The sequence below is a fragment of the Nonomuraea sp. NPDC049309 genome (assembly GCF_043196965.1).
Lineage (GTDB): Bacteria > Actinomycetota > Actinomycetes > Streptosporangiales > Streptosporangiaceae > Nonomuraea > Nonomuraea fastidiosa.
In genome coordinates this window covers 401,978-419,007 of record NZ_JBICSH010000004.1, presented here as the reverse complement: position 1 = coordinate 419,007, position 17,030 = coordinate 401,978, and the positions used below count along the sequence as shown (strand labels likewise).

The window sequence follows — 17,030 nt, the reverse complement described above, 5'->3', positions numbered from 1 at the left end:
GACCGGTCGCGAAGCAGCGCAGAGCCGAGGGCAGGCGCTCGGCCCGCGCGTGGGGTGCCCGATCTGAGGCGTCCGTGGCACAAGGCACCCGTGACGGTCGTTCCCGCGATGCGGGCGCGCCGGGTCCGAGGCGCCACCTCAACGTGGGGCCGCCGGGGGCGCCGTTCGGGCGCAGGCCGGGAGCGGCTGAGCGGCGGGTCAGGGACGTCGTGACGGGAGCGGCGGGAGGACGCCGGACGGGTGGGGCTCTTGACGCCCTCGGCGGGCGGGCCTTACCGTTCGGGAAAGCGCTTTCCACCCGTTGTGCCTGAAGGGATCCTCATGAGCGTGCGCACGATCGGCGTCGTGATGAACGGCGTCACCGGACGGATGGGCTACCGCCAGCACTTGGTCCGTTCCGTTCTGGCCATCAACGAACAGGGCGGCGTCACGCTCTCGGACGGCTCCAGCGTCACCCTCAAGCCCGTCCTGGTCGGCCGTAATGCCGACAAGCTTGCAGCCATCGCTAAGAAGCACGAAATTTCGGATTTCACCACCGACCTCGACGCCGCCCTCGCCGACGACGACAACCTCATCTACTTCGACGCCCAGGTCACCAGCGCCCGCGTCAAGGCCGTGCTCAAGGCCATCGACGCCGGCAAGCACATCTACGCAGAAAAGCCCACCGCCGAGTCGACCCAGGAGGCGGTCGCGCTGGCCGAGGCGGCGGCGGCCAAGGGCGTCAAGAACGGCGTCGTGCAGGACAAGCTGTTCCTGCCTGGCCTGCTCAAGCTGAAGCGGCTCATCGACGGCGGCTTCTTCGGCCGCATCCTGTCGGTGCGGGGCGAGTTCGGCTACTGGGTGTTCGAGGGCGACTGGCAGGAGGCGCAGCGCCCGTCGTGGAACTACCGCGCCGAGGACGGCGGCGGCATCGTGCTCGACATGTTCCCGCACTGGCACTACGTGATGGAGAACCTGTTCGGCCGCGTGCAGTCGGTCTACGCCAAGGCCGTCACGCACATCCCGTCGCGGGTGGACGAGCAGGGCAACACCTACCAGGCGACCGCCGACGACGCCGCGTACGGGATCTTCGAGCTCGAGGGCGGCATCATCGCGCAGATCAACTCCTCCTGGGCGGTCAGGGTGAACCGCGACGAGCTGGTGGAGTTCCAGGTGGACGGCACCCACGGCAGCGCCGTCGCGGGCCTGCGCAAGTGCCGCGTCCAGCACCGTTCCGTCACGCCGAAGCCGGTCTGGAACCCGGACCTGCCGGCGACCGCGCGCTTCCGCGACGACTGGCAGGAGGTGCCGGACAACGCCGAGTTCGACAACGGCTTCAAGGTGCAGTGGGAGAACTTCATCCGGCACGTGCTGGAGGACGCGCCGTTCCCGAACGACTTCGCATCCGGTGCGAGGGGCGTGCAGCTCGCCGAGCTGGGGCTGCGTTCGAACGCCGAGGGCCGCAGGATCGAGGTGCCGCAGCTGTGAGGATCGAACTGCCCGGATTCGGGTCGTATCCGCTGCGGGAGGCGCAGAGCCGGGCGGTGGAGGCCACGCCGGCGAAGAGCCGCATCGCGTACGCGGCCGCGCACGTCGTCGCCGACCCGCTCGGCGACAACACGCCGGGCTCCCCCGCCGCCGTCGACTGGGACGCGACGCTGCGCTTCCGCCGCCACCTGTGGTCGCACGGGCTGCGGGTGGCCGACGCCATGGACACCGCACAGCGCAACATGGGCCTCGACTGGGCGGCGACCCAGCAGCTCATCAGGCGCAGCGCCGCGGAGGCCCGTTCGTTCGGCGACCCGGCCACGCTGGTGTCGTGCGGTGCGGGCACCGACCACGCGCCGCAGGCCGCCGACCTGGACGCGATCACCGCCGCGTACGCCGAGCAGATCGAGACCGTGCAGTCGGCGGGCGCGGGCGTGATCATCATGGCCTCGCGCCAGCTCGCCGCGGTCGCGACGGGCCCGCAGGACTACCACCAGGTGTACGGGAAGCTGTTCGGCCTGGCCGACCGCCCGGTGATCCTGCACTGGCTGGGCGAGATGTTCGACCCGAACCTCGCGGGCTACTGGGGTTCGCGCGACATCGACGCGGCCACGGACTCGTTCCTGGAGCTGATCCACGCGCACGCCGCGCAGGTGGACGGCGTGAAGGTGTCGCTGCTGGACGAGGAGCACGAGGTGCGGCTGCGCGCCGCGCTGCCCGAGGGCGTCAAGCTCTACACCGGCGACGACTTCAACTACCCGTCGCTGATCAAGAGCGGCTCCCACGCGCTGCTCGGCATCTTCGACGCGATCGCCCCCGCCGCCGCGGAGGCGCTGCGGGTGCTGGACGCCGCCGAGGCGGCCGCCGACGAGGCGGAGCGGGAGCGGCTGCTGACGCGGTACGACGAGATCCTCGCCCCGACGGTCGCCCTGTCGCGCAAGATCTTCGAAGCGCCGACGTACCACTACAAGACCGGCATCGTCTTCCTGGCCTGGCTGAACGGCCACCAGGACGCGTTCGCGATGGTGAACGGCGCGCAGTCGGCGCGCTCGCTGCTGCACCTGTCGGAGGTGTTCCGGCTGGCCGACCAGGCGGGCCTGCTCGCGGACCCGGAGCTGGCCGTGCGCAGGATGCGGGCGCTGCTGGCGGTGAACGGCCTGTGAGCGGGGACGCAAAGCGCATGAGCCTGTCGCTGAACCAGTGGACGACCAGGCGCTGGTCGGTGGCCGAGGCGGTGGACGGCTGCGTCCGCCACGGCCTTGAGGCCATCGGCCTGTGGCGGGAGAAGGTCGCCGAGCAGGGCCTGGCGGAGAGCGTCAAGCTCGTGCGCGCGGCGGGGCTGCGCGTGTCGTCGCTGTGCCGGGGCGGCTTCCTGACCGCCGGTGGGCTGCCGGGCGAGGAGGGCCGCAAGGCGTTCGCGCGGGCGCTCGACGACAACCGGCGGGCCATCGACGAGGCGGCCGAGCTGGAGGCGGCCTGCCTGGTGATGGTGGTGGGCGGTCTGCCCGGTGTCCGGCCCGGCGAGGCGCTGCCGGACAGCGGCTTCACCCGCGATCTCGCGGGCGCGCGCGAGCGCGTGGCCGAGGCGCTGGCCGAGCTGGCCCCGTACGCCGGGGAGCGCGGCGTCAAGCTGGCGCTGGAGCCGCTGCACCCGATCTACTGCCCCGACCGGGCGGTGCTGTCCACGCTCGGCCAGGCGCTGGAGCTGAGCCTGCCCTACCCCGAGGAGCAGGTCGGCGTGGTCGTGGACACCTTCCACGTGTGGTGGGATCCGCGTCTGGCGGAGGACATCGCGCGGGCGGGCGGCAGGATCGCGAGCTACCAGGTCTGCGACTACCTGCACCCGCTGCCCGAGGACGTGCTGCTCGGGCGGGGCATGATGGGCGATGGCGTGATCGACTTCCCGCCGATCACGCGCGCCGTCCAGGCCGCCGGGTACGCCGGCGACGTCGAGGTCGAGATCTTCAACGCCGACATCTGGGCCGCCGATCCCGACGAGGTGGTGGCCACCATGAAGGCCCGCTACGAGCAGGTCGTGCTGGCCTGAGGCGGGCACGCCCTCGCCTGGCGGCGGTCTTGCGGCCAGGCGAGGGGCGCCCCGGGCCGCCTGCGCTCAGGCGGGGGGCGACCGCACCGGCGGCGCTCAGGCGGGGGTGACTGGGCCGGTCGTGCTCAAGCGAGGGTGACCGTGCCGGCGGCGCCGTTCACGGTGATCCGCTCGCCGGTGCCGATGCGCTGGGTGGCCTCGGGGACGCCGACGACGGCGGGGATGCCGTACTCCCTGGCCACCACCGCGCCGTGCGACATCGCGCCGCCCATCTCCATCACGAGCCCGCCCGCCGTCAGGAACAGCGGCGTCCAGCCCGGGTCGGTGGACGGGCAGACGAGGATCTCGCCCGGCTCCAGGTGCGCGCCGTGCGGGTCGAGCACGACGCGCGCGACACCGGTGACCGTGCCGGGCGAGGCGGGCGTGCCGGTGAGCGCGGCCCCGTCGGCGGCGCCCGCAACGGCCTCCGCCTCGGGTTCCGTGCCGTCGGACAGCAGCACCCTGGGCACGTGCTTGCGGCGCTTCTCCCGCTCGTACGTCGCCTTCCGCCCGGTCACCGGCTCGCGCATGTCGTCGCCGCGCAGCGCGGCCCTGGCCTCGCGCAGGTCGAGGAAGAAGACGTCGCCGGCGCGGTCGAGCACGCCCTGCTCCGCCAGGTGCTCCCCCACCACGAGCAGGCTGCGGCGGACCGCCGCGAGCGTCTTGACCAGGTAGAACTTGGGCAGCTCGCGCAGCCCCGCGTACTGCCGGGTGCGTCCCAGCGCCCACCGCACGACGGGGGCCCGCCACCGCGCGCGCCGCCCGGCCCGCGCGGCGACCTCGCCGATCGTCTTCTGCGCCTGCCGCGCGCCCTTCTCGAACAGCTCGGCCGGGGTGAGCCCGCCGTCCATCCGCAGGTAGTTGGCGAGCACGCCGAGGATGTGGCCGGGCTCCTCCGACCAGCGCGGCACCCCGGCGTCGATCTCGGCCACGCCGCGGTGCCCGTACGTGTCGAGGAACGCGGTGATCTCGCGCTGGGCGACCGGCGGCAGCTCGCCCGCCTGATAGCGGGCGACCAGCTCGGAGACCGGCAGCTCCCGGAACGGCTCGGGCTCGACGCGCGTGGCGAGGTGCCACAGCTCGATGTCCATCTCGGTGGTCGGGTTGTGCGGGACGCTGCGCAGGACGTCGCTCATCTCGTCGATCGGCACGCCCGACAGCTTCGAGGACAGCGCGTAGAGCGCGTAGCCGGTGATCGCGGTCGGCATGATCCGGATGATCAGCGGGAACGTCCCGGCGAGCACGCGTTCGGCGTGGTCGAGCCGCTGGGCCGGGGTGGCCGAGCCGGGCACGCGCAGCCGCCGGTCCAGCTCGGCCCCCAGCCGGACGCTGTGCGCCAGCGCCCGGCACGGGCTGGTGAGCGCCACGAGCACGCGCTGGGGCAGCCGCACGTTGCGGGCGAAGCGCAGCGCGCCGCGCAGGAACGGCCGCAGGGAGCGGGGCGCGGGGGCGAGCCGCGGGTCCTCGAACAGGCCGCGTACGAGGGGCACGGCCCTGGCCTCGCCCAGCGTCAGCACGCGCGGCAGGAGGGCGCGGCCTGCGCGGTTGCGCACGGCGGCGGTGATGTCGAGCCAGAGCCGGTGGCCTGATTCGGCCAGGAACCCCGCGCCGGCGTACGGGTCTGCGGGCGCGTGCCCGGCGAGCCCGGCCCCGCCCGAGCTGATCATCCGGAACGCGGCCACGCCCATGGGCGTCAGCGGCCCCATGACGCCCTGCGCGACGTTGACCGAGAAGTACACCCGCAGACCCGCCCGGGTGCTCTCGGGCAGCGGATAGAGGGTGGTGATGGGCCGTGCCTGGGTGAGCCAGAGCGTTCCGCCGGCGTCGATGGCCCATTCGGTGTCCTGGGGCGCGCCGTAGTGCTTCTCGACGCGGGCGCCGAGGTCGGCCAGGCGGCGTACCTCGTCGTCGGAAAGGCAGAGGCCGTCGTGCGCCTTCGCGACGCGTTCGGTGCCGCCGCCGGGCAGCGGCCTGATCGCCAGCCGCTTGTCTCCGGCGCGGCGCTCGATGACCCGGCCGTCGCGGAAGCGGAACCTGTCGGGGTTGACCGCGCCGGAGACCACCGCCTCGCCCAGGCCGGGGCTCGCGTCGATGACGATCTCGCGCCGCCTGCCGGTGACGGGGTTCGCGGTGAACATGACGCCGGCCGTGCGGGCGTCCACCATCTCCTGCACGACCACGGCGAGCCGCACGGCGGCGTGGTCGATCCCGTTGGACTCGCGGTAGGCGACCGCGCGATCGGTCCACAGCGAGGCCCAGCAGCGGCGTACGGCCGCCAGCACGGCCTCCTCCCCCACCACGTTGAGGAAAGTGTCCTGCTGGCCCGCGAAGCTGGCGGACGGCAGATCCTCGGCGGTGGCCGACGAGCGCACCGCGACCGGCACCTCGTCGCCGAGCCCCCGGTACGCCTCCACGATCGCCTCGCGCACCTCGTCCGGCATCGGCGCGTCGAGCAGGTGCTTCCTGGCCCGCTCCGCCACCTGCGGGCCGCTCGTGTCGAGCCCCGCCGCGACCTGGCGGTAGGCCTCCGTGGTGAGCACCCACCCGGGCGGCACCGGCAGGCCCGCCCTGGTCAGCTCGCCGAGGTTGGCCGCCTTGCCGCCCACCTCGGCGAGCATCCCCGCGTCGATCTCGGCGAAGCTCAAGATGGTGTTCATCGCGTGTTTCCCCTGCCATCGGGCGTTTCGCCCTCCAGTGTGGCGCTTCCCCGACAGGAATTCAACACGCGATGAATCAGATCTCCAGCGGCGCCCCGTCCAGGTCCCACGCCGGGTCCACGGCCACGCCGAGCGCGGCCAGCGCCGTGGGGGCGACGTCCACCAGCCGGGGCGCCCGCAGTGAGCGTCCGCCCAGGTCGTCGCCCAGCCGGTTGACGATCACGAAGACCGTGCGCTCCTCGTCGGAGACGCCGCCGTGGCCGCCCGCGTCCACGTGGCCGTGGTCGGTGGTGACCAGCACCGTCCAGCTCTCCCGGGAGAAGCCCGGGCGGGCGCGTACGGCGTCGAGCAGGCGGCCGAGCTGGGCGTCCTGGGTGCGCAGGGCGGCGGCGTACTCCGGGCAGTGGGGGCCGAGCGCGTGGGCCACCTCGTCGGTGTCGCCCAGGTAGACGAAGACGGCGCCGGGGTCGCCGCCGGCCAGGTGGCGCTCGGCCGCGGCCGTGACCTGGGCGTCGGCGTTCGCCCAGCCGACGGCGTAGCCGTCGAGCACGAAGCGGTGGCCGATGTCCGGGCCGAACGCGCCGTGCTCGGCGAGCGCGGCCCAGGAGAAGAAGGCGGCGGTGTCCAGGGCGGGGTCTGCGGTGGCGGCCCGCGTCAAGAAGTCCGGATATTTCAGGAAGCGGGGGTCGGTGAACGCGTTGTCCACGACACCGTGTTTGTCCGGCCAGACGCCGGTGGCGATCGACGACCAGCCCGGGCCCGAGTCCGTACGCGACCTGATCACCCGGCCGCCGTCCCCGGGCTGTTCGGGGCTCGTGGGGACGACCTCGCCGGGCGACTCCGTACGCGGCGTGCCGGCCTCGCCGTACGGGAGCTTGCTGGTGCCGTACGCGCCGGAGGACATCAGGCCGGCCAGGACGGGGGCGTCGAGCGCGAGGAGCCGGTCGAAGCGGAGCCCGTCCATCCCGACGACGAGCACCTTGTTCTGCGAAGGGGACATGCCCCAACTCAACACCACGAACGGACAAGCGGGAGCCCCAGGGCGAGCGAGAGGCGGGGCATGCAACCGCCGGCGGGGAGGCGAGCCTGAGCGCGAGCAAGCGCGCAACCGGCTCAAGCGCCGGCCAGGCCGGCGGCACCACCGGGCGCACAAGCGCCAGCCGGCGGCATTACCCGGAGCGTAAGCGCAGCCCAGGCGCGAGCAGGCGCACGTACGCGGGCGCGCACGCGCCGCCAACGTGTAGGGCGCGCAAGCGTCCCCAGGGCGTGAGGGACCCGCAACGCCGCCGGAGGGCGGAAGGAAACGGGCAGGGCCAGGCGCTGGGGGGCGGGGCGGGGTCAGGTAGAGAAGCGGCGGACCCAGGCGGCCGCGCCCGGGAGGATCTCCTCGACCGGCGGCACCTGCGGGTACCAGGTGCGCTCCCACTCGAGCGACACCCACCCGTCGTAGCCGGCCGCGCGCAGCAGTTCGCCCGACTCCTGCAACGGCACCGTGCCGCTGCCCATGGGCACCGGGGTGGTGTCCTGCTCGGAGACCGCGTCCTTGACCTGAACGTAGTGGAGGTACGGGCGCAGCTCGGCGAGCGTGCGGGCGGGCGGCTCGCCGTGCCGCCACGGGTGCAGGAGGTCCCAGATGGCGCCGGTGGTGCCGGGGCAGCCGGCCTCGGCGAGCAGCGCGGCCACGGCGGCGCCGGTGGCCATCTCGTCGTGCGTCTCGACCAGCACGCGACGGCCGAGGTCGGCGGCCGGGCCGGAGACCGCCTTGAGCCGGCGCGCGCCCACGGACGGGTCGCCGCCGCGCGGGAAGACGCGGACGCCGGGCGCGCCGAGGTCGGCGGCGAGGCGCAGGTCGGCGATGAGCGCGTCGATCACCGGTTCGTCGGGCCCCGGCTGACAGATGCCGACATATCCGGCTAGGGCGGAGATCTTCAGCCCGGCCGCCTCGATCCGCTCCCGGACGGAGGCCCGCTCGCGCGAGTCCAGCCCGGCGTGCACCCCGGTATCCGGATGCAGCCGCAGCTCGAGCCCCTGGCACCCGTGACCGGTCGCGATCGCGATCGCGCGGTCCAGGTCCTCGCCCGGCATGCCCAGGGTGCTGACGGCCAGCCTCACGCGATCCTCCTGACGCTCTCGCGGAGCACGACCTCGCCCGCGACCTCCTCGACCACCACTTGGTCGGTCTCGTTCAGCGCGAGCTCGAGCGCGCGCGCTCCCATGTCCTGCAGCGGCAGCCGTACGGTGGTCAGCGCCGGCACGTGATCGCGCAGGGTGACGATGTCGTCGAACCCGGCCACCGACACGTCGTCGGGCACCCGCACGCCGCGCTCTCTGTAGGCGGCGAGCGCGCCCACCGCCATCACGTCGTTGACCGCGAACACGCAGGTGGCGTCGCGGACCTGCTGGGCCGCCGCGTATCCGCCGTCGCGGTCGAAGGGCCCATGAATGATCTGCGGCTCGGGCAGGCCGAGCTCGGCGAGCGCCGCGGCGAACCCGGCGCAGCGGTCGGCGGCGGTCACCAGATGCGGCGGCCCGGCGAGCACCGCGAACCTGGTGTGGCCGAGCTCGGCGAGCGCCCTGGCCAGCTGGGCGGCGCCGCGGCGGTTGGCGGGCGCGACGGTGTCGACGCCCAGGAGGTCCTGGCCGACGCAGGCCGCCCGGCCGCCGCCCTCCCGGTAGCGGGCCAGCTCGTCGCGGAGCCTGCCGGTGACGGCGGGGTCGGCGACCCGGGAGCCGGCCAGCAGCACCGCGCGCACGCGCTGGGCGTTGAGCGTGGAGACGTAGGCGATCTCCTGCTCGGGGTCGCGGTGCGTGGTGCCGACCATGACCAGCAGGCCGTGGGTGGCCGCCGCCCGCATCGCGCCGTCGGCCAGGGCCGCGAAGTAGGGGTCGGTCAGGTCGTGCACGACGATGCCGATGACGTTGCTCGCCCCCTTGGCGAGGGTCTGGGCGGCGATGTTGGCCCGGTAGCCGAGCTCGTCCGCGGCCCGCTCGACGCGTGCCCGGAGTGTCGCGCCCACCTGGCGGGTGCTGCCGTTGAGCACCCGCGAGGCGGTCGCGAGCGAGACGCCCGCCTGCCTGGCGACGTCCTCAAGCGTGACCACGAGACCTCCCGGAAAGCGGTTTCCACAGCAGCCTGCCGGCGCCTGGACCCGCATCCTGCCATGTCCACGCCCGGCGGCAACAGGATGCCCTACCGGAAACACGATCTACCACACCGGGAGGTGCCGTGCGGCCCCTGAGCTCGCGCCGGAGGCCGTCCCCCTCGCCCCGGCCGGCGTCGGGTCAGAGCCAGGGGAACAGGATGTCGAGGAGGCCGCCGCCCTTGTCGCTCTCCACCGGGGCATCGGGGGCCGTCTCGACCGGGTTGCCGGTGTCCGTCTCCTGCGCGCTGTCCTGCGAGCTGGAGTCGTTCGTGGCGGTGCGGTTGTCCTCGATGTCGTTCGTCCGGTTGTTGTTGTTCGTCTGACGCTCGGGCCGCTCGCTGGGCTGCTCGTTCTCCTGGGTGGTGTCCTGCTGCTCCTGGCGCTGCGGCTTCCGGGTCGGCTCGGTCGAGGGCTCGCGGGTCGGCCGCTGCCGCGGCTGCTGCTGCACGGGCTCGGCCGGGGTGGTCGAGGTGGGCCGGTTCGGCCGGTTGGCGGTGGTGTCGGTGTTGTTCGTGGCGGTGTCGTCGGCGGTGTCGTCGGCGGTCTCGTCGGCCGTGTCGTCGGTGACCTCGTCCGCGGGATCGGTCTCCTCGTCCTCGGCCGGCGCCTCCTCCTCTTCCTCGGAAACGGCGTCGTCGGACGGGGAGGACACCTCGCCGGCGCTCGCGCACTGGGCTCCGGCGCAGGGGTCGTCGGAGGACGTACCGGTGAGCACCCAGCCGACACCGACGCCGATCAGCACCACGGCGGCCGCCGCCACGAGCAGCACCCGGGTACGGCGGCGCACCTCGCCCTCGCCGTCACCGCCATCGTCGTCGTAGCCACGCGAGCTCCGCGAGCCGCGGGAGCCGCGGTCGTCACGGTCGTCGTCGCTGTCGTCGGTCCAGCCGGAGCCGAGGAAGCCGCGCTTGGGCCGGTCGTCGTCCAGGTCGTCGTCGCGGCTCGCGTCGTAGCCGCGGTCGAGCGGCAGGTACGCGTTGTCGTCCTCGACCCGGTGCGGCCCGCTGTAATCATCGGCGCGGTCGTAGTCGTCCACCCGCTGCGGCCCGCTGTAGTCGTCGAGCGCGTGCGGCCCGCTGTAGTCGTCGGCGGGCAGGTCGTGCGGTCCGTTCGACCCGCCGTACTCGCGCGCGCCGAGCACGTCGTCCACGCCGCGGCCGCCCCGGTCGCGCCCGCCGTACTCGCGCGCGTCCTGGTCGTAGCCGTGGTCATAGCCCTGGTCGTAGCCGCCGAGCACGTCGTGGGCCGAGGAGGTCTCGCGCCCGCCGAGGACGTCGTGCCGGTCGCCCGCCGAGCCGAGCACGTCATGCCGGTCACCCGCCGAGCCGAGCACGTCGTGCGGGTCGTCGAGCACGTCGCGGGGCGGTGCGGGGTCGTCGAGCACGTCACGCCCGCGCCCGTCCGGCATGATGTAGGTCTCGTTGCCGACGACCTGGATCGCGGGCTGCTCGTCGGTGTCTTCGGTGCTCCACCGCGGAGACAGCACGTCACCCGTCATCAGCTCCGGGTTCAACGACCTACCTTGCCCGTCGTCGTATGGCCTGTCGTTATCGTCGCGCGCCACGGTGGAACCTCTCTAGTGCGTATACGGACCGCGCCCCTTCCTACCACTACTTGTCCGGAAATTTCACATGTTTCGCTGAAACTACTCCCCGTAACTTTCGTCCCAAAGGTGTTTCGCCGTCACACCACCCGGGTACGACCACCTGATCTCCGGGTGCGTCCAGCGCCGCCGGCCTGGTCAGAGGCAGGGGTTGGTGCTGGTGTCGATCACCTTGTCCTTGAGCGAGTCGGGGATCGCCGACAGCACCCGCACACCCGGCCAGTCCTTGCCGATGACGAGCTGGATGATCGGGCCGTCCGGCATCTTGGCGGGCGGGCTCTTCAGCGTGTACGGCTGCGAGATCAGCGCCTTGACCTTGCCCTCGACGGGGGTGCGCTTGTCCTTCGACAGCCGGGCGGCCACCGCGTCGCCGTAGGCGGGGCCGTCCTTGGCGTCCTTCTTGGCGTACCGGATGGTCGTGACGTCGGCGGGTGCGGCGTTGCCGACCTGCGTCACCACGAACCCCTGGGCGGCGAGCGCGTCGGCCACCTGCACGGCCCTGCCCTCCTCGCCGGAGGCGTTGAGCACCTGCAGCCGCACCTGCTCCCGCTTGACCGCGGGCGCGGTGGACTTGCCCGGCGCGGGCGACTTGGTGACCTCGACGTCGTTGCGCACGTTCTCGAAGAAGTCGCGGGCGGCCGGCTGGGCGAACTGCACGCGGTTCTTGTCCGCCGGGTACGGCTCCACCGGCACCGTGATGCCCTTGAGCTCCTTGGCGGTCATGCCGCGCACGCTGTTGGCGATCTCCAGCATGCGCTCGAGCGTGAGCCCTTCGTCCACGGTCACCGACCGGGTGGCGGCGCGCAGGAAGGCGTTCAGCCTGCCGGGGTCGGTGAGCAGGCCGCCGTCGGTGACCTTCTTCATGACCTGCTGGAGGAAGACCTGCTGGCGCTGGATGCGGCCGAGGTCGCTGCCGTCGCCGAGCGCGTACCGGGTCCGTACGTATCCCAGCGCCTGCTCGCCCTTCACCACGTGCTTGCCGGCGCCGAGCACCAGCTTGGCCTTGGGGTCGTTGACCGGCTTGGGGAGGCAGATCTCGATGCCGCCGAGCGCGTCGACGATGCCCTTGAAGCCGGTGAAGTCCACCTTCACGAAGTGGTTGATCTTGATGTTGGTGAGGGATTCGAGCGTCTTGGCCGTGCACTCGATGCCGCCGTCGTTGAAGGCGGAGTTGATCTGCCGGAGTCCGGCGGGCACCACCTGGCCGTTGCGGCCCGTGCACTCCGGGACCAGCACCATGGAGTCGCGAGGGAAGCTGATCATGGTGGCGTTGTCCCGGTTCGGGGAGATGTGCAGCAGCATGATCGTGTCGGTGCGCTCGCCGAGGTGCTGCGACTGCGGGCCGTACTTCTTGTTGTTCCCCGCCCGCGAGTCGGAGCCCACCAGCAGCACGTTGAGCGCGCCGGTCTCGGGCGGGCGGCTCGCGCCCACGTTGAACGGCTGGCGGGTGATGCCGCTGTCGAGATAGCGGTAGTAGGCGTACCCGCCGATCGTGACGGCCACGAGCACGACCGTCAGCCCCACGCTGATCCAGCCGCCTAGCGTCAGGCGGCTCTTGCCGGACCGCGGCCCGCCCCTGCCTCCGGACCACGGCGGCTCTTCACGCAGCTCCTCATGCGGCTCGTGGCGCGGCCGCTCGCGCGGCCGCTGCGGCGGCGCCATGGGCGGCGGCGCGTGAGACGGTGACCGTGGAGCGACGCGCCGGCCCAGAACCGCTTCGTCGTGCCGTTCCCTCATGCGGTTCACCCCTCGCGCCATGATCGCGAAGCATAGTCATAAACGACGCTCTAGGAGGATGACTCCTCCCATCACGTCAAGGTTCGTTAGGGAGCGCCGGCCGGAGGGTGGCCCCAGGGGTACTCCTGCCTTACCCGAGCGAGAGCTCCATCCAAAGCGCGCGAACACCGCACGTGACCACGCAGGGTGACGCCATCATGACGTCATGCTTCTGACCGAGATGGCACCTCCTCCCGGCGCCCAGGAGCTGGCCGGGCTGCGCGCCCAGGCCAGGTCCGCAAGGCGCGGCGCCCTCGTGGCGCTCACCGCCTCGATCGCGCTGCTGACCACCGCGCAGTTGCTCGCCGACAGGGCCGCGACAAGGGAGCAGACGCTCCCGCTCGCGGTGCTGTCGCTGGCGGTCTTCACCGCCGCCCTGCCCGCCATGGCGATCACCCAGTACGTCTGGGGCGCCCGCGCCCGCCGCGTCCGCGACCGCGAGCGCGAGCTGTACGCCACCGCCTTCTCCGGCCGCGCCCGCGCCCTGGCCAGGCTCGCGGTGGCCGGCTGCTGGGCGGTGACGCTGTTACTCGGCTGGACCGTTCCGCGGCTGTTCGACCAGGCCGCCCAGTACGGCGTGGCCGGCACCCTGAGCGCCGTCATCGAGGCGACGGCCCCGGTCGCCGTCGCCGCCGGCGCGCTGTTCCTGCTGTGGTGGGGCCGCGACGTCGCATTGACCGTGGCCCGCGCCCTGCGCTCGGGCGGCGGCGCGCCGGGCGACCCCTGGGATCCCGGCCGCGGGATGCGCAGGCGCGAGGGCACGCTGCTGTGGACGGGCGCGGCCGTGGCCATCGCCGCCCTGCTCGGCGCCCGTGCCCACCTGTGGGAGCCGGCCACCGGCATCGTCTACGGCCTGCTCACCGCCGCCCTCGTCTGCGGAGTAGTTACTGACGAGTAGCATTGGGCACGGAACCTCAGCTGACTACGAGGAGCGAATCCGTGCCTTCCTCTCGTGACGTCGTGTTCGTCGACGGCGTGCGCACACCTTTCGGCAAGGGCGGGCCGAAAGGGATGTACGCGGAGACCCGCGCCGACGACCTGGTCGTCCGCGTCATCCGCGAACTGATGCGCCGCAACCCCGCCCTGCCGCCCGAGCGCGTCGACGAGGTCGCCATCGCCGCGACCACCCAGACCGGCGACCAGGGCCTGACCATCGGCCGCGCCGCCGCCGTGCTGGCCGGGCTGCCCAAGAGCGTGCCCGGCTACGCGATCGACCGCATGTGCGCGGGCGCGATGACCGCCGTGACCACGGTCGCGGGCGGCATCGCGTTCGGCGCGTACGACGTGGCGATCGCCGGCGGCGTCGAGCACATGGGCCGCCACCCCATGGGCGAGGGCGTCGACCCCAACCCGCGCTTCCTGTCGGAGCGGCTGGTCGACCCGAGCGCGCTGGTCATGGGCATGACCGCGGAGAACCTGCACGACCGCTACCCCTCCATCACCAAGGAGCGCGCCGACGCCTTCGCGGTGCTGTCGCAGGAGCGGGCCGCCAAGGCGTACGCCGACGGCAAGATCCAGCCCGACCTCGTGCCCATGGCGATCAGGAGCGCCGAGAAGGGCTGGGGCCTGGCCGTCGAGGACGAGGCGCCCAGGCCGGGCACGACCATGGAGGGCCTGAGCGGGCTCAAGACGCCGTTCCGGCCGCACGGCCGCGTCACGGCGGGCAACTCGTCGGGCATCAACGACGGCGCCACCGGCTGCGTGGTGGCCGCCCGCGAGGTCGCGGAAGAGCTGGGCCTGACGGCGAAGATGCGGCTGGTGTCGTACGCGTTCGCGGGCGTGGACCCCGAGGTCATGGGCGTGGGGCCGATCCCGTCCACGGAGCGGGCGCTGCGCCTGGCCGGGCTCGACATCTCCGACATCGGGCTGTTCGAGATCAACGAGGCGTTCGCCGTGCAGGTGCTGGCCTTCCTGGAGCACTTCGGCATCGCCGACGACGACCCCCGCGTCAACCCGTACGGCGGCGCGATCGCCTACGGCCACCCGCTCGCCTCCTCGGGCGTGCGGCTGATGACGCAGCTCGCCCGGCAGTTCGGCGAGCGTCCCGACGTGCGTTACGGCATCACCACCATGTGCGTCGGCATGGGCATGGGCGGCACCGTGATCTGGGAGAACCTGGCATGAGCGAGTTCGAGACCTGGCGGTCGCTGCTGAGCGAGCGCAACACCGACGAAGTGGTCACCAAGGCGCTGGTGCGCGACGTGCAGCTGCCGTACGGCGCGGGCACGATGGCGCTCATCACGCTGGACAACGGCTTCGACCACACCAAGCCCAACACCTTCGGCCCGCACGGCCTGTTCGCGCTCAACGGCGCCCTGTCGGAGATCGCCCAGCGCAGCGACCTCGCGGCCGTCGGCGTGACCGGCAAACCGTTCATCTTCGCCGTGGGCGCCGACCTCAAGGGCGCGGCCGCGCTGGCCACCCGGGAGGAGGCGCAGGCCATCGGCGCTCTCGGCCACTACGTGTTCCGGCGGCTCGGCGAGCTGGGCATCCCGTCGTTCGCGTTCGTCAACGGCGCGGCCATGGGCGGCGGCCTGGAGATCGCGCTGCACTGCACGTACCGGACGATCTCCTCCGGGGTGACCGCGGTGGCGCTGCCGGAGTGCTTCCTCGGGCTGGTGCCGGGCTGGGGCGGCACGCAGCTCCTGCCGCGCCTCATCGGGCCGGAGAAGGCGGTCAAGATCATCATCGAGAACCCGCTCTCCAACAACCGGATGATCAAGGGCAGGGAGGCGTACGAGCTGGGCGTCGCCGACGCCATGTTCGAGCCCGCCGACTTCCTCGAGGAGTCGCTGCGCTGGGCGGCGCGGGTCGTCAAGGGCGAGGTGACGGTGGAGCGGCCGGCCCACGAGGGCTGGGAGAAGGCCGTGAACGACGCGCGCTTCCTGGTGGACATGAAGCTGCGGGGCGCCTCGCCCGCGCCGTACCGGGCGCTCGACCTCATCGCGCTGGCCGAGACCGCCTCCAGGGACGAGGGCTTCGCCGCCGAGGACGAGGCGCTGGCCGACCTGCTCATGAGCGACGAGCTGCGGGCCGGCCTCTACTCCTTCGACCTGGTGCAGCGCCGCGCCAAGCGGCCCGCCGGCGCGCCCGACCCGTCGCTGGCCCGCAAGGTCACCAAGGTCGGCGTGGTGGGCGCGGGGCTGATGGCCTCGCAGATGGCGCTGCTGTTCGCCCGCCGCCTCGAGGTGCCGGTCGTGCTGACCGACCTCGACCAGGCCCGCCTCGACAAGGGCGTCGGGTACGTGCACGGCGAGGTGGACAAGCTGCTCGCCAAGGGCCGCATCTCGCCTGACCAGGCCAACCGGATCAAGTCGCTGGTCACCGGCTCGCTGACGAAGGACGCCTTCGCCGACGCCGACTTCGTCATCGAGGCCGTCTTCGAGGACCTGGCGGTCAAGAAGCAGGTGTTCGCCGAGGTCGAGGAGGTCGTCTCGGCCGAGTGCGTGCTCGCCACCAACACCTCGTCGCTGTCGCTGACCGCCATGGGCGCCGACCTGAAGCACCCGGAGCGGCTGGTCGGCTTCCACTTCTTCAACCCGGTCGCCGTCATGCCGCTGCTGGAGATCATCAGGGGCGCGGCCACCGACGACGCCACGCTGGCCACCGCCTTCTCCGTCGGCAAGACGCTGAAGAAGTCGTCGGTGCTGGTCAAGGACGCCCCCGCGTTCGTCGTCAACCGGCTGCTCACCCGCTTCATGGGCGAGGTCGTCGCGGCCGTGGACGAGGGCACGCCGCTGGAGACCGCCGAGCACGCGCTCGACGGCCTGGGGCTGCCGATGACGCCCTTCGCGCTGCTGCAGCTCGTCGGCCCCGCCGTGGGCCTGCATGTGGCCGAGACGTTGCACGAGGCCTTCCCTGACCGCTTCGGCGTCTCGGAGAACCTCGCGAAACTCGTCGAGTCCGGCAAGCCGGGCGTCTACCGGCCGGACTTCACGCTCGACCCCGAGGCGGTCGCGCTGTTCTCCGGCGGCACCTCGCCGTCCACCGCCGAGCAGGTGCGCGAGCGGGTGCTGCGGGCCCTGGCCGAGGAGATCCGCATCATGCTCGACGAGGGCGTGGTCGCCGCGCCGCAGGACATCGACCTGTGCATGATCCTCGGCGCGGGCTGGCCGTTCCACCTCGGCGGCATCACGCCGTACCTCGACAGGACCGGCTTCGCCGAGCCGCGCTTCCTGCCGCCCGGCGTCGCATCGGTGCCGAAACCTGGCCGGGCCTGAGTTTTAACCGCCCTTGAGGAGGTCCGTACGCGGACCTCCTCTCCTCTTCACCCTTTCCGTCGTAGCGTTTGGTGCCGT

At 72.7% G+C, this 17,030-nt stretch carries 12 protein-coding genes; 6 read left to right on the top strand and 6 right to left on the bottom strand.

Annotated features, from left to right (window positions below; translation table 11 throughout):
• Nucleotides 1–321 precede the first annotated feature (321 nt).
• The 3 genes from ACGFIM_RS26970 to ACGFIM_RS26960 are packed head-to-tail and all read left to right on the top strand — an operon-like array spanning nucleotide 322 to nucleotide 3,514.
• Nucleotides 322–1,467 (top strand): Gfo/Idh/MocA family protein, encoded by a 1,146-nt coding sequence (locus ACGFIM_RS26970; protein WP_393205104.1) that lies wholly within the window; start codon nucleotides 322–324, stop codon nucleotides 1,465–1,467.
• Complete coding sequence (locus tag ACGFIM_RS26965) at nucleotides 1,464–2,630, top strand: dihydrodipicolinate synthase family protein (RefSeq protein WP_393205101.1); 1,167 nt, start codon at nucleotides 1,464–1,466, stop codon at nucleotides 2,628–2,630. The genes ACGFIM_RS26970 and ACGFIM_RS26965 overlap by 4 nt, the downstream gene beginning before the upstream one ends.
• Nucleotides 2,631–2,647: 17 nt before the next feature.
• Nucleotides 2,648–3,514: a sugar phosphate isomerase/epimerase family protein gene (locus ACGFIM_RS26960; protein ID WP_393205098.1), complete on the top strand. Its 867-nt coding sequence runs from the start codon at nucleotides 2,648–2,650 to the stop codon at nucleotides 3,512–3,514.
• 125 nt (nucleotides 3,515–3,639) lie between these two features.
• Here the strand turns inward: ACGFIM_RS26960 and ACGFIM_RS26955 are convergent, their stop codons facing one another.
• The 6 genes from ACGFIM_RS26955 to ACGFIM_RS26930 all read right to left on the bottom strand — a co-directional run bounded on the left by ACGFIM_RS26955 (nucleotide 3,640) and on the right by ACGFIM_RS26930 (nucleotide 12,618).
• On the bottom strand, nucleotides 3,640–6,210 hold the full coding sequence (locus ACGFIM_RS26955; RefSeq protein ID WP_393205096.1) for a PEP/pyruvate-binding domain-containing protein: 2,571 nt from the start codon (nucleotides 6,208–6,210) through the stop codon (nucleotides 3,640–3,642).
• Between the two features lie 76 nt (nucleotides 6,211–6,286).
• Complete coding sequence (locus tag ACGFIM_RS26950) at nucleotides 6,287–7,210, bottom strand: alkaline phosphatase family protein (RefSeq protein WP_393205093.1); 924 nt, start codon at nucleotides 7,208–7,210, stop codon at nucleotides 6,287–6,289.
• Nucleotides 7,211–7,548: 338 nt separating this feature from the next.
• Nucleotides 7,549–8,322, bottom strand: coding sequence for a sugar phosphate isomerase/epimerase family protein (locus ACGFIM_RS26945; protein ID WP_393205090.1), 774 nt, complete (start codon nucleotides 8,320–8,322; stop codon nucleotides 7,549–7,551).
• Nucleotides 8,319–9,311: a LacI family DNA-binding transcriptional regulator gene (locus ACGFIM_RS26940; RefSeq protein ID WP_393205087.1), complete on the bottom strand. Its 993-nt coding sequence runs from the start codon at nucleotides 9,309–9,311 to the stop codon at nucleotides 8,319–8,321. The genes ACGFIM_RS26945 and ACGFIM_RS26940 overlap by 4 nt, the downstream gene beginning before the upstream one ends.
• Before the next feature lie 181 nt (nucleotides 9,312–9,492).
• Nucleotides 9,493–10,866, bottom strand: a complete 1,374-nt coding sequence (locus ACGFIM_RS26935; protein WP_393205084.1) for a hypothetical protein — start codon at nucleotides 10,864–10,866, stop codon at nucleotides 9,493–9,495.
• A gap of 228 nt (nucleotides 10,867–11,094) precedes the next feature.
• Nucleotides 11,095–12,618 carry an LCP family protein gene (locus ACGFIM_RS26930; RefSeq protein ID WP_393205081.1) on the bottom strand — a complete coding sequence of 508 codons (1,524 nt, stop codon included), beginning with the start codon at nucleotides 12,616–12,618 and terminating at the stop codon, nucleotides 11,095–11,097.
• A gap of 280 nt (nucleotides 12,619–12,898) precedes the next feature.
• Here ACGFIM_RS26930 and ACGFIM_RS26925 point away from each other — a divergent pair, with 280 nt between their 5' ends.
• The 3 genes from ACGFIM_RS26925 (at nucleotide 12,899) to ACGFIM_RS26915 (ending at nucleotide 16,952) form a co-directional block, all read left to right on the top strand.
• Nucleotides 12,899–13,630 (top strand): hypothetical protein, encoded by a 732-nt coding sequence (locus tag ACGFIM_RS26925; protein ID WP_393205078.1) that lies wholly within the window; start codon nucleotides 12,899–12,901, stop codon nucleotides 13,628–13,630.
• A gap of 62 nt (nucleotides 13,631–13,692) precedes the next feature.
• Nucleotides 13,693–14,856, top strand: coding sequence for a thiolase family protein (locus ACGFIM_RS26920; protein ID WP_393205908.1), 1,164 nt, complete (start codon nucleotides 13,693–13,695; stop codon nucleotides 14,854–14,856).
• The gene (locus ACGFIM_RS26915) at nucleotides 14,853–16,952 is read left to right on the top strand and encodes a 3-hydroxyacyl-CoA dehydrogenase NAD-binding domain-containing protein (protein ID WP_393205075.1); all 2,100 of its coding nucleotides are present in this window, start codon (nucleotides 14,853–14,855) and stop codon (nucleotides 16,950–16,952) included. Before ACGFIM_RS26920 ends, ACGFIM_RS26915 begins: the two co-directional genes overlap by 4 nt.
• Nucleotides 16,953–17,030: the final 78 nt, after the last annotated feature.